General features: G+C 44.2%; 12 protein-coding genes. 3 read left to right on the forward strand and 9 right to left on the reverse strand.

Annotation, left to right across the window (positions count from 1 at the left end):
- Positions 1 to 436 precede the first annotated feature (436 nt).
- A complete protein-coding gene (locus U2P89_RS04460) occupies positions 437 to 1,855 on the forward strand; it encodes a sialate O-acetylesterase (protein ID WP_322190734.1) in 1,419 nt (472 codons plus the stop codon).
- A gap of 131 nt (positions 1,856 to 1,986) precedes the next feature.
- On the opposite strand, the gene U2P89_RS04465 is transcribed toward U2P89_RS04460, so the two are convergent.
- The 6 genes from U2P89_RS04465 to pdhA all read right to left on the reverse strand — a co-directional run bounded on the left by U2P89_RS04465 (position 1,987) and on the right by pdhA (position 8,085).
- On the reverse strand, positions 1,987 to 2,589 hold the full coding sequence (locus U2P89_RS04465; protein ID WP_322190735.1) for a SagB/ThcOx family dehydrogenase: 603 nt from the start codon (positions 2,587 to 2,589) through the stop codon (positions 1,987 to 1,989).
- A 17-nt stretch (positions 2,590 to 2,606) separates the two neighbouring features.
- On the reverse strand, positions 2,607 to 3,599 hold the full coding sequence (locus U2P89_RS04470; protein ID WP_322190736.1) for a glycoside hydrolase family 5 protein: 993 nt from the start codon (positions 3,597 to 3,599) through the stop codon (positions 2,607 to 2,609).
- Positions 3,600 to 3,648: 49 nt separating this feature from the next.
- The gene (locus U2P89_RS04475) at positions 3,649 to 4,482 is read right to left on the reverse strand and encodes an ROK family protein (protein WP_092027768.1); all 834 of its coding nucleotides are present in this window, start codon (positions 4,480 to 4,482) and stop codon (positions 3,649 to 3,651) included.
- 82 nt (positions 4,483 to 4,564) lie between these two features.
- Positions 4,565 to 5,893: a dihydrolipoamide acetyltransferase family protein gene (locus U2P89_RS04480; protein ID WP_322190737.1), complete on the reverse strand. Its 1,329-nt coding sequence runs from the start codon at positions 5,891 to 5,893 to the stop codon at positions 4,565 to 4,567.
- A 108-nt stretch (positions 5,894 to 6,001) separates the two neighbouring features.
- Positions 6,002 to 6,979 carry an alpha-ketoacid dehydrogenase subunit beta gene (locus U2P89_RS04485; RefSeq protein WP_322190738.1) on the reverse strand — a complete coding sequence of 326 codons (978 nt, stop codon included), beginning with the start codon at positions 6,977 to 6,979 and terminating at the stop codon, positions 6,002 to 6,004.
- Positions 6,976 to 8,085 carry a pyruvate dehydrogenase (acetyl-transferring) E1 component subunit alpha gene (gene pdhA, locus U2P89_RS04490; RefSeq protein WP_322190739.1) on the reverse strand — a complete coding sequence of 370 codons (1,110 nt, stop codon included), beginning with the start codon at positions 8,083 to 8,085 and terminating at the stop codon, positions 6,976 to 6,978. Before pdhA ends, U2P89_RS04485 begins: the two co-directional genes overlap by 4 nt.
- A 403-nt stretch (positions 8,086 to 8,488) precedes the next feature.
- On the opposite strand from pdhA, the gene U2P89_RS04495 reads away from it, so the two are divergent.
- Together U2P89_RS04495 and U2P89_RS04500 are read left to right on the forward strand one after the other, a co-directional pair.
- Positions 8,489 to 9,079, forward strand: a complete 591-nt coding sequence (locus U2P89_RS04495; RefSeq protein ID WP_091910118.1) for an HD domain-containing protein — start codon at positions 8,489 to 8,491, stop codon at positions 9,077 to 9,079.
- 109 nt (positions 9,080 to 9,188) lie between these two features.
- Complete coding sequence (locus U2P89_RS04500) at positions 9,189 to 10,442, forward strand: MFS transporter (RefSeq protein ID WP_322190740.1); 1,254 nt, start codon at positions 9,189 to 9,191, stop codon at positions 10,440 to 10,442.
- A 95-nt stretch (positions 10,443 to 10,537) separates the two neighbouring features.
- Here the strand turns inward: U2P89_RS04500 and U2P89_RS15235 are convergent, their stop codons facing one another.
- The 3 genes from U2P89_RS15235 to U2P89_RS04510 form a co-directional block, all read right to left on the reverse strand.
- Positions 10,538 to 10,849 carry a DUF1016 N-terminal domain-containing protein gene (locus U2P89_RS15235; protein ID WP_091910174.1) on the reverse strand — a complete coding sequence of 104 codons (312 nt, stop codon included), beginning with the start codon at positions 10,847 to 10,849 and terminating at the stop codon, positions 10,538 to 10,540.
- Between the two features lie 27 nt (positions 10,850 to 10,876).
- Complete coding sequence (locus tag U2P89_RS04505; protein ID WP_091910177.1) at positions 10,877 to 11,092, reverse strand: hypothetical protein; 216 nt, start codon at positions 11,090 to 11,092, stop codon at positions 10,877 to 10,879.
- A 157-nt stretch (positions 11,093 to 11,249) separates the two neighbouring features.
- A partial coding sequence (locus U2P89_RS04510) for a RagB/SusD family nutrient uptake outer membrane protein (RefSeq protein WP_322190741.1) occupies positions 11,250 to 12,610 on the reverse strand: 1,361 nt, incomplete at its 5' end.

Here is a 12,610-nt window from a genome sequence, read left to right on the forward strand (position 1 = left end):
AAATAACTAATTTAGCAGTCTAATCTAAGACTGTCCTAAAAACGGGTAGCTTACAGTATCTCTGTAACGAGCTGTTTATATGGTTTCCGCCAACTGCACTCGCTTGACTCGTGAGTTCGCCGCTTTTCTCTTTCTCCATGTTTTGCTTTGCATCAGCGATTTCATTTGTATGATTGCTGTTTTATTCGGAAAAATTCAAGTGAACTTGATTTTTTTCCCGGCTTTCACTATATTTAGAGAATATAGGAGGCGCCTCGGAAAAGCTCAAACAAGTTTGGCTTTTCTCTCGGCTTTTTGTATATTTGCGGGAATTTGAAATCATGAACAACAATTCGATTATATCATTTCGTGAAATCACATTATCGTTCCACAAAGGTAAAATCGCAATTGAACATAAATCCATTTAAGTTCCAAGCATATTAAAAACTAAAAGCAAATGAAACGATTTTTTCTATTACCGGTACTTCTTACTCTCGGTCTGGTTTTATACGGAAAACCGGTATTGCCTGAAATCCTGAGTGACGGGATGGTGTTGCAACAAAACAGCAGGGTGAATATATGGGGAAAAGCTGAACGGGGCAAAACAGTGGAAGTCAAGCCTTGTTGGAGCAAAACCGCAGTACGTGTTACAGTAGACAATACAGGTAACTGGATCGCCGTGATCGAGACACCCGAAGCAAGTTTTACCCCACGTACTATCACGATTTCCGATGGTGAAGAGGTAGTGCTTGAGGATATCCTGATCGGTGAAGTATGGCTGGCATCGGGGCAAAGCAATATGGAGATGCCCCTTCAAGGGTTCAATAACAATCCTATTCTGGATGCCAATGAAACCATTGCCCTCTCCGGTCAATACCCGGCCATCCGGTTTGTCACAATCCCCAAGACACCGTCATTTGAACCTCTCGAAAGCGTGAAGGGACGCTGGCAGGTATGTAATCCGGCTAACTCACCGGGTTTCAGTGCTACGGCATTTTTCTTTGCCGAGACACTTCACAAATCGATGAATGTACCCGTAGGGATTATCGTTTCTTCATGGGGTGGTACAAGAGTAGAGGGGTGGACTAACAGGGAAATCCTCAAAACCTATCCCGATGTGGATTTGAACGAAGAAGCAGTCAACAAACTACATCCAATGGCCCGTCCGCTATTGATGTACAACGGCATGATACACCCGATCACTAATTACGTGATAAAAGGTTTTATCTGGTATCAGGGCGAATCGAATGTCGGCGCCCATCAGGTATATGCGGAACGTCTTCACAATATGGTGACTCTCTGGCGCACGCAATGGAATAATCCCGAACTTCCTTTCTACTATGTGGAAATCGCCCCCTTTGAATATGGGAACGCCAATGATACCGGTGCTGCCTATCTCCGTGAAGCACAGTTTAAGGCACAGAAACTGATCTCCCACAGCGGAATGATCTCCACCAACGATCTGGTGGAACCTTATGAATTGCGTAATATCCACCCACGTAATAAGACTGATGTAGGAAAGCGACTTGCATTTATGGCACTCAACAAAACCTATGGATATGAGCGGGTAGCTGCCCACGGACCCGAATATCATTCAATGGAGATCCGTGACGGAAAAGTAATTGTCTCTTTCGATCATGCAAATGAAGGCTTCAACCGGACAGACGGTATAGAGGGGTTCGAAATTGCTGCGGAAGACGGCCAGTTCCTTCCCGCACAAGCAATAGTACGCGATGGCAAAGTGGAAGTATACCGCGAAGGTGTTGACCAACCCGTAGCTGCCCGTTATTGCTTCAAAAACTTCCAGACAGGCAACCTCGCCGGAATACGCGAATTACCCGTAGTACCGTTCAGAACAGATTCGTTTGAGAAATAAGAAGAATGATTGTTCCCATTTCACGGGTATTTCTTAAACAAAATCGACCAACCATTTTACAATCCAATAGTTGGTCAATCTTTTTATTCGATTAAAATTCTCCCCTCTTTGGACATTCACGATAACATTGGTTAATCGGGATAGCCGACTGATTGCGTCAACAATATCTCCTGATTGGGTTCCAGACTGAGTAATCCGCTCAACTTATCCTTATCGAACGAACCGCGGACAACGGCCCCTAATCCTTCGGATGCGCAATACAAATAAACGTTTTGCGCTACAAATCCACAGTTGGTATAGGCATATTCCCTGCTTGATGCTTTTTCCATATCGGAAACAAAGATCAGATTGAGTGCTGCCCGGGCGACAAAATCCTGAGTGCCTGCCTGGGCACGCTGATCGCCTTTTTTCACCTCTTTCAGGAGATGGTTACGGGCATCATAAAAATAGACTCCATTCTTTGTTGTTACGTACAACTCCAGTTCCTGACGGTTATTTGCTGTCGGTGCCGTTCGTTTGTCGTCACGGTTGAACCCGTTGGCCGCCCATAACAGATCGGACAGTTGCTGAAGGGTTAATTCCCTGTCCTGATAAGAACGGGTAGATTTCCGTTCGTTCAGAGCCTGCATCAGGGGTTTTCCTCCGGTCCTGTCGGGTGCGGGTAAAGTAATATCCTGAGCCCATACAGAACAACCCATAATAAGAAGAGATGATAAAATAATAAATCGGTTCATAATAAATAATTTTAAGACTATATTTTTTTCGCTTTACTCCTGAGAAGTTCCCGTACCGTAACTCCCCAGATTTTCAAATCATTTTCTGTCCAGTGGCTTGCCGGCGAAGTGGTGTCTTTTACCATGGAGCAAAGCTCATCTTTATCTGCAACAGACCACATCACATAACTTAACCGATGCTTGTCCATCAGTTGTACCCAACGATCCCATTCTTCCATGTCAAACGAGCCGGTTCCGGAAGCTTCGGTAGCAGCGCATTCCGATACAAACACCGGAATACCTTTATTGAGGGCATATTCTACGCGGTCACGCAAATACTGTTTATGGGTTGCCGAATAAAAATGGACGGTGTACATTATATTGTCATATCCCGTGATAGGATCATCCGCTGCCAGGTGGATATCCTGCGACCAATGCGGCGAACCTACAAGGATCATATTTTTCGGGTCGATCCCCCGGATTGTCTTGATTATTTCTTCAGAGTATGCTTTTACATCTTCCCTCGAATCGTACTCCGGCTCATTGAATATCTCATAGAGAATGTTGGGGTAATCTTTGTATTTGGTGGCTACTGTCGCGAAAAAATCTTTGGCATCTTCTGTCAGAATGGTATGACTGTGCCAGTCAACGATCACATAGATACCATCGGCAATAGCCGCGTCGATCACCCTGTAGAGGAGATTATACGCTTGTTCAGGGTTATCCAGGAAAGCACCGTCTGGTTCGACACCGATTGCCGCCCTTACAACGGTACAGTTCCAGTCTGTGGCTAACCATCTTACGGTTCCTTTGTTATAAAACCGTGGCCACCAGTTGTGCCATCCGAAGCTCACACCGTGAAGCGCCGTCACTTCACCGTGCTGGTTCACCATCCGGTTGCCCTGTACCGATAGCTGACCATTCAACTCAACAAAACTCTTTTCCTCCTGCTGTATATCAGATCCCTGCGAACAGCCTTGTAAGAGAGACAAAATAATTCCCCCGATTATAAGGATAAATTTTCTATTCATACTATTTTGATTAAGTACCCGATTAGAATTCATTCTGAAATAGCCGTCGTTATACGCATAAAGCACCTGCTCCAAGAATGCCGATATTATGCAGGTCGGAAGTCAGGATCTGAATTTTATCTACTGACTTAGGATAAGGAAAATCTTTGAGATTCTCATACATTGAGTCTTTAAAGAGGTCAAATGATTTAGATATGGAACCTCCGAAAATAATGGCCTGTGGATCAAGGATCAATAGTATTACCTTTACTAACACGGAGATATGTTTTCCGTATTGGCTATATATTGCGATTGAGTCTCTGTCGCCTTCGCGTGCTTTTAACGCAATTTCGTATCCTGAACGGCCTGTCGTCCGGGTAAAAAAACGACTTCCGCAATATTCTTCAAGGATCGAATCAAGGTAAGGTATTTCTCCAAACTCTCCGGAACCGCAGTTGGAGTCAAATAACAGATGATTATCCTGAATGATGCCACCTCCTACACCTGTCCCTAACGTAATACCCACAAAATTTTGAAAATCCTTGCCTTTACCATAGATTTTCTCTCCATAAGCAAAACAGTTGGCATCATTGTCAATATGAACAGGTAATTCAAATTCTGCCTCAAGCAGTGATTTCAGATGTACTTCATCCCAATTTTTTATATTCTGTACATTGTAAACGATTCCCTTCTCTCTGTCCACCACGCTCGGAACACCTATTCCAATCGCCCTGGTATCGGTAGTCTTTAGCTGCCGGATGAGTTCTTTCAGTATATTCAACGTCTTATCGCCCCCCTCCTGGGCGCAAGTGTCCACGGTAATCTGTTCAATTATAATATCACCTTCAATCCGGCCTCCTACAATGGAAGTACCTCCAATATCAATACCAAGAATGCTTTCCATATATTTGCTTTATTTTAATTTTATATACAAATATAGCGAAAGCCGAGAGAAAAATCAAGTACACTTGAACTATTCCGTATATTTAATCGTCCATTAATAATGAGACAGGATCGGAAAGGTAGTCCATCACCCTCTTGACAAAGCGTGTGGTTTCCCCACCGTCTACAATGCGGTGGTCGACCGTAAGCGATACCGGCATGATATTGCCTATGACAATTTCATCATCTTTCACGATAGGCGTTTTCAGTATACGCCCGATACCCAGGATACCGGCTTGCGGGTAATTGATTACCGGGGTAGCAAAGATACCGCCTATGGACCCAAAACTGGTAATAGTGAAAGAGCCCTCTTTCATATCCTCCAGTGCCAGTTTTCTCTCCCGCGCCTTTTGAGCCAGTTCTCCTATCTTTTTCGCTATCTCGAAAATAGATAAACGATCAGCATCCCGGATTACAGGTGCCACCAATCCGTCGGGTGCATCCACTGCAATCGCAATATGGTAACGGTTGCGGAAGATCATCCGGTTATTTTCGGTATCAATCTGGGAATTGAGTTGGGGATGCTGCTTCAATGCCTGCGCTACAGCTTTCACGACAAAGGAAAGATAGGTTAGTTTTACATCTTTGCCGGCAAATTTTGGTTTGTATTTCGTGACTACCTCCTTCAATACGGATATCTCCACTTCTTCAAAAACCGACATATGTGCCGCATTATGTTTGGAGTGAAGCATATTCTTTGCAATGGTCTTCCTTATTTGAGTAAGCGGCTTGTAAGTTACATCCTCTATTCCGGTTGCAAAAGCATCTGTTCTGCCACTTGTCTCTGCTGATGGTGATTTGAAATTCAGGATATCCTCTTTCTTTACTCTTCCGGAGGGGCCGCTGCCCGGCACTTCATTGATATTAATACCCATCTCTTTCGCCATGGCGCGTGCAACCGGCGTCGCAAGCACTTTTCGCACCCCTGCGTCCGATCTTTCCGTTTCGGAAGATCCTTCATCGCTTGCAGCCAACAAAGATCCTTCACCCGCCAATTCCATAGTGCCTACCACCGCTGCGCCATCTTCCGATTCCGAAATGGCCTGGACTGGCACTCCTGCTTCCACGACTGCCTGTTTTTCTGTAACAGCACTTTCCTGAACCTTCTCATTACTTTCCGCACTTTCTCCTGTACCCTCTATTTCAATCTCTACTAACGGGGAACCGACCTGGATTATATCTCCCACATTACCATAACGTGCGGCAATAGTTCCACTTCTCGGCGAAGGGATATCAGCTACCACCTTGTCTGTCTCCATCTGCACGAGAGAATCGCCTACCTTCACACTATCACCCTCAGATACAAACCATTCCAATATGGTTCCTTCTTCCAGTCCTTCGCCTAAATCGGGGAAATTAAATACAAACCTCATACGATTAAAAATTTAAAATTCAAGATTAAAAATTCAAAATTTAAAATTCAAAATTTGACTTCGTCGATTTTCAATTCAAAATTTCTTGACTCCTTGATTTCTTTTCTTTTAGAATTTAATGCTCTTCTCGATTTCATAAAAAATACGCTCGGGTGAAATTATGTAATATTTCTCTCCCTGCGCCAGGGGAACAATGGTATCGAATCCCATTACTCTTCTTGGTGGTGCTTCCAAATAAAGGAAAGCCTCCTCATTGGCTATAGCGATTAACTCCGACCCCACACTGAAAGACTCGTGCGCTTCCGCCACCACGATCATTCTTCCGGTTTTTCTTACGGAATTGCCGACGGTTTCCCGGTCGATAGGATAAATGGACCGCAGATCGATCAGCTCTACCGAAATACCTGCTTCGCGTGCCATCGCAATTGCTTTCTGACACTCACGGATCATGGCGCCAAAAGCCACCACTGTGATATCCGTTCCTTCCTGCACTACTCTGGCCTTGCCGAGAGGAAGGGCAAATTTCTCTTCCGACACCTCTTGCTTGATGGCACGGTAAACCCGTTTCGGTTCCATAAAGACAACGGGATCATTGCTCTCAATAGCCGAGATCATCAATCCTTTCGCATCATGCGGAGTGGATGGGATCACCACTTTGAGTCCCGGTATATGCGCAAAGAGGGCCTCGGGGCTGTCGGAGTGATGTTCCAGTGCATTCACACCACCCCCGTAGGGAAAACGGATCACCAAAGGAACTGCATATTTTCCACGGGAACGGTTCTGCATACGGGATACGTTAGATAGTATCTGGTTAAACGCAGGAAAGGTAAAACCTTCGAATTGCAGTTCCACAATCGGTCTGAGTCCCGACACAGCCATACCTAATGCTGTACCTACGATACCCGACTCCGCCAGCGGGGAATCGAACACCCGATCGGCGCCGTATTTCTGCTGCAACCCTTCGGTCACACGAAAAACGCCACCTTCCACACCTACGTCTTCACCGTAGATGACAATACTCTTATCTTCATTCAGTTTTATATCGAGCGCATTATTTATCGCTTTCACCATTGTCATTACGCTCATCTTCTGTTCTCCTTCCAGCTTAAGAATTGTTCGTACTCCATCTTTTGTCTCTTTAATTCGTCCGGCATATCGGTGTACATATGTCCGAATATATCCTCCCATGGATAGGATTTATTATTCTCCGCTTCCACAAACTGGGCATCGATCTCCGACTTATACGCTGAGATGAGTTTTTCTTCATCGATATTCCATATCCCTTTACTTTCCATATAACGCTGCAGACGGATCAGCGGATCGGTCAGTCCCCACCTCGTTTCCTCATCCTTCCCCCGGTATTTCGAGGGATCATCGGAGGTGGTATGTGCACCGCGACGGTAAGTGAATGCTTCGATCAGCACGGCGCCCTTCCCCGCACGGGCATATTCGGAAGCTGTTTTATAGGCGAGGTACATGGCAAAAAAATCGTTGCCGTCCACCTTGATACCCGGAATACCAAAAGCGACCGACTTCACGGCCAGGTTGATCGAATTGGTCTGTAACTTCACCGGCACGGAGATAGCATACTGATTGTTCTGTATGGTGAAAACCACCGGAACCTGCCATACCCCGGCAAAATTCAAACCTTCACTGAAATCACCTTCTGAAGTGCCTCCATCACCGATAAAAGTATACACCACCTCATCCTTTTTCTGGTATTTGACAGAATAGCCAATACCGGTGGCATGGTGAAACTGTGTCCCGATAGAGATGGCTATAGGCAACACATGGCGGACATTCTTGAAACTGCCGCCATGTTCATTCCCGAGGTAAAACAGGAACATCTCTTTCATGGTAACCCCTTTTGCCAAAAGGGTGCCCATTTCACGAAACGCGGGTACCAGCCAGTCCTCCTCACGGATATTCATTCCGGCAGCAATATGGATGGCCTCCTGCCCTATATTTGGGGTATAGGTATACATCCGTCCCTGACGTTGATAGGAAACAGCCATCTCGTCGGCTATCCGCTCATATAACATCTGTTTATATGCCTCTATGACCGTTTCGTCATCCAACACGGGCATCAACTTTTTATTCACCACATTGCCCTCATTGTCGATGACTTGCAACATTTTATCTTCTATTGGGTTGAAGTCACGAAAAATCGCAGGTAAATCATTTTGGATCATTTATCTGTCTGTTTTGAACGTTTTTGTTAAGCTAAATAAGTATAGATCGAACTTGTTCGGGCTATACCATAGCGAGAATTATTTCGATAAGCGAATACATAGTCAAAACAAGTTTTGCCTCTGTTGAACTCAGAAATAATGCTGTTTAAATAAAATTGAAAACGACTGATGAAATCGAACATATTTAAATAACACTTCGCTGTGAATTTTAAATAACCCTATGCTGTGAATATAACAGTCCGATCAATAAATAGTTCTTAAAAGAGGCGCAAACGGGTCTAAAAAATACTTACAAACGAATAAAAAGACAGGTAGGTGACTCAAATAACTATATAAATCATAAAAATAAAAACGACTAAACAATAACGGGGCAAATACGTTCTTTCCGTAATAAATAATTATTATGGAAGAAAGATTACAACAGCAAATCAATTTTATCCTTGAAACGGACAAACTCAAAAACGTAATTCGCAGAAATTTTTTAGCCGACGATTCACGGCGGGAAAATACGGCAGAACATTCATGGCACAGCATATTGCTCGCACAGATCTTCTTTGAGTATGCGGAAAACAAGTCGGAGCTCGATTTACTGCATATTATAAAAATGATTACCGTCCACGATCTGGTAGAGATCTATGCCGGGGATACATTCATTTTCGACGAGACAGGATATGAAGACAAATTTGAACGGGAAAACGCAGCTGCCAAAAAACTTTTTTCCCTCCTCCCCGGGAACCAGTCGGAAGAGTACTATGCCCTCTGGTTGGAATTTGAACGCGAAGAGACTCCCGATGCCATTTATGCGTGCAGTATCGACAAAATCATGCCGGTTATGTTAAATACATACAGTAAAGGTACCAGTTGGCGGGAAGCCAACATAACATCGGAGCAGGTTTTCAGAACGTTGAAAGTGCTCGAAAAAGGGCCTGCTACTGTCTGGAACCTCCTTCATCAACTGGTTGAGATCTCGGAAAAGAAACAAAACCTGATGTAGTCACAATCCACTAATATTATTAATTTTGCACCCTCATTCCGGATTCTTATAAAACAGGTAGAAGATCAGGTGAAAAGAATTGGAATGCAACGGAAGAAATAACATCTCAATGGATTCATACACTGAAACGGAAGAAAAACGACAGCCAATAAGTATAGTGCAGTCAAAAGTGATAACTCAAAAAACGATTTATACAATCTTATTCACGATTAGTTTTGCTCACTTGCTCAATGATATGATGCAGTCCGTTATTCCTGCCGTATATCCCATTATTAAAGAGAAATTTAATTTTTCATTCACACAGATAGGCATAATAACACTTACCTTTCAATTCGCTTCTTCTGTATTACAACCCTTTATCGGTTTTTATACGGACAAACGACCAAAACCATTTTCACTTTCTATAGGAATGAGTTTTACATTGACAGGACTTATCGTCTTGTCGGTCGCCTCGGATTTTTACGCCTTTCTTCTGGCAGTTACTCTTGTAGGTATAGGTTCTTCGGTATTTCATCCGGAATCTTCGAAAGTGGCACAATTAGCGTCAGGCGGAAGGAAAGGGCTTGCACAATCAATTTTTCAGGTAGGAGGAAATTTCGGAAGTGCTATGGGGCCGCTTTTAGCGGCATTGATTGTCATACCTTTCGGACAACCTGCTATTATATGGTTTACCCTGGCGGCTCTACTGGCTATCCTTATTCTCTTCAGGGTTGGGAGATGGTATCAGGCACACTTGCATATAAAACTGACAGCTCATGGCAGGATACAGGCAGAAAAAGCCAATACATTGCCGCGAAAGAAGGTAATTGGTTCATTAATCATACTGCTTTTCCTCATTTTTTCCAAGTACTTTTATATGGCAAGTATGACGAGTTATTTCACATTTTTCCTGATTGAAAAATTTAATGTTTCCGTTCAGCACTCGCAGTTATACTTATTTACCTTCCTTGCTGCGGTGGCTGCCGGAACAATTGCGGGGGGACCTTTAGGAGACCGATTCGGCAGAAAATATATTATCTGGTTTTCCATACTCGGAGCCGCTCCCTTTGCCCTTTTTATGCCTCATGTCGGTCTTTGGGCTACCGTCGTCCTGGCCGTGTTTGTAGGCTTAATCCTTTCCTCTGCATTTTCTGCCATACTGGTATATGCGACCGATCTTGTTCCGGGAAAAGTGGGTATGATTGCCGGCCTGTTTTTTGGCTTTGCCTTCGGCATAGCAGGTATCGCCTCCGCCTTCTTTGGTTGGCTTGCAGATAAAACAAGCATTGAATTTGTGTTCAATATTTGTGCTTATTTACCCTTAATCGGAATAATAACGGCTTTTCTTCCAAATATTGAAACCAGAAGAAAGAAAGAGATATAAATTTTAAACAATCGCTCTTCATTTGTTTTGCAACCTGCTGATATTTGAAGATGGGAAGATCAATTTATCAATGTAAGTATCTGAAAAACTCTACTTTAATCAATTTGTGGCGACAGTGTCCCCACAATTATACTATTCAGAATATCAGCAACTTGAATTTGTGTCAGCAATGTTGACACAAATTCAGGAGAACTATATATTTCATAAAATCTCACCATCCTATATACGCCACTCCTGTCAAATCCTTTTAAATCAGGTTGATTTTCTTTTAAATACTTTGCCAACTGATTGACAATCCCAGTTCCCCATTCTGCGGATTTAATCTTTCCTGAAACATATTTGCCAACTTCCCAGTAAGTGGTAATAAGCTCCGTATTAACAGCCTGATAAGCTATGTTACAATAAATTCTTCATCATTCCTTTCTTCTATTATATTAATATTGGATTCTGTCCCGATTTTTTTCATAAATCCACCATTCCATTACTTTATTCGCGTCGTTTGTGGCTGTTTCTTTATAATAAGCTAATCCGCCAAGTTCGCCACGGGAGCGGACCCGTGAGGCAAAAGTCCGGATCATAGACTCGACAGGTGCCTTTTCCAGCGCCTCACGTGCCCGGTCGATCTGCTGGCGGGTGATTCTTTTCCCCATCAGATGTGATCATTATAAAGACTCCGGCAATCGATCTGTAAAAGATAATTGCCAGAGTCTTTTGTTTACCGGTAGAATTGCCTGATTACACATGATTTTCCATTCTGTGATCACCGGTAAATGAAATACGCAGGAACAACGTTGAAAATAATCCCTCTTAATACCCGGGATTTTGTTCCAGCAGGTTATTGGCACCGATCAGACTGTAATGGATAGGGAAACGATTCAGGTTTGCATTGTTCGTAGCATTGTGATCCCACCAGTCTTCGGTCACATACGCATCCCAGCGGACCAGGTCTGTACGTCTGCGTCCTTCGGCAAGAAACTCAACCAGCCATTCGTCCAGCATACGGTATTTATCCAGATTTTCAGCCGTAACCGGATCGGGATCTACGCCGCCAGCAAAATAACGTTTACGGACAGTGTTGATAAGTTCCGCCGCCTCAGCCGTGTTTCCGGCTCGCATTTTACATTCCGCCAGCATGTAATAAATCTCGGCGAGACGGATAATCGGCACATCCGGATCATACATACGGTTCTTCTCATCCTGATTGGGACGTGGACTGCGTTTCGTTACGCGGACACACGAGTTTTCCTCGGCAGTGGCAATGGTAGAAGGAAGGTCCTCCACGGAAGCGTACTCCGTTCCCACTTTTGCAAAATAAGCCACCTGGTCCACCATAGTGATGACCTGCCCCCTGTATTCACGGCTACCGGTACAAACCCAGTCCGGATTCATCGGGTTCCTGAGCTCACCGACGATAAACATGCCCCTGTATGTACCGCCTCCTTCATAGACATAAGGCTGTTTACGGATATCCTCGTCATGAAACTTCGAATAGGCTCCGCCTAATTTATACGGATACTTTTCCCCCGTCGGGTCAAGGCTTGGGATAAGGCCGATACCATTGTTGGACCCGGAACCTTCCAGCCCTCCCAGATAGTTCCTGTAATTGTAATGTACCATATATGACCAGAGGGTACCGTCGGTTTGAAGTTTTGAGTTCTGACTCGGTACGGACCAGATAATTTCCGGACAGGTTGCATTATCAAATCCGAATATATTTGTCCAGTCACTTTCGAGGGCATATCTTCCATATTTTCCGTCAATAATATCCTGACATATTTCGGCCGCTTCGGAATACATGTCCTTCCCGATGTAAGGCTGTGCGTTGAAATACAATTTAGCCAGTAATGCAGCACCTGTAGCACGGTGTATACTGCCGTTTTCCATGCCACCCAATGTTTCTTTCAACGGCAGGTTGGGTATCGCTACATTCAATAACGAGTCGATGAAATTAAATGTCTCCAGATCCGTGGAACGTCCTCTTACTTCACTTTGGGTGGTAGTATATAACGGCACACCGCCAAAGAAATCCAGCCCGTCCAGATAGAACGAGGCGACCAGTGCCCTTTGCTGGTTCAGCATGGATTCCCGGGTACCCTCCTCGAATCCCAGCGCATCGAAGTCGACCTCTTCCAGGTCTTCCAGAGCATCCCAGGCCAACGCCACTCCCA

The sequence above is a fragment of the Proteiniphilum sp. genome (genome assembly GCF_034331125.1).
Lineage (GTDB): Bacteria > Bacteroidota > Bacteroidia > Bacteroidales > Dysgonomonadaceae > Proteiniphilum > Proteiniphilum saccharofermentans.

Coding starts and splice junctions, on each gene's coding strand:
- U2P89_RS04460 (WP_322190734.1), top strand. CDS start 437: ATGAAACGATTTTTTCTATTACCGGTACTTCTTACTCTCGGTCTGGTT.
- U2P89_RS04465 (WP_322190735.1), bottom strand. CDS start 2,589: ATGAACCGATTTATTATTTTATCATCTCTTCTTATTATGGGTTGTTCT.
- U2P89_RS04470 (WP_322190736.1), bottom strand. CDS start 3,599: ATGAATAGAAAATTTATCCTTATAATCGGGGGAATTATTTTGTCTCTC.
- U2P89_RS04475 (WP_092027768.1), bottom strand. CDS start 4,482: ATGGAAAGCATTCTTGGTATTGATATTGGAGGTACTTCCATTGTAGGA.
- U2P89_RS04480 (WP_322190737.1), bottom strand. CDS start 5,893: ATGAGGTTTGTATTTAATTTCCCCGATTTAGGCGAAGGACTGGAAGAA.
- U2P89_RS04485 (WP_322190738.1), bottom strand. CDS start 6,979: ATGAGCGTAATGACAATGGTGAAAGCGATAAATAATGCGCTCGATATA.
- pdhA (WP_322190739.1), bottom strand. CDS start 8,085: ATGATCCAAAATGATTTACCTGCGATTTTTCGTGACTTCAACCCAATA.
- U2P89_RS04495 (WP_091910118.1), top strand. CDS start 8,489: ATGGAAGAAAGATTACAACAGCAAATCAATTTTATCCTTGAAACGGAC.
- U2P89_RS04500 (WP_322190740.1), top strand. CDS start 9,189: ATGGATTCATACACTGAAACGGAAGAAAAACGACAGCCAATAAGTATA.
- U2P89_RS04505 (WP_091910177.1), bottom strand. CDS start 11,092: ATGGGGAAAAGAATCACCCGCCAGCAGATCGACCGGGCACGTGAGGCG.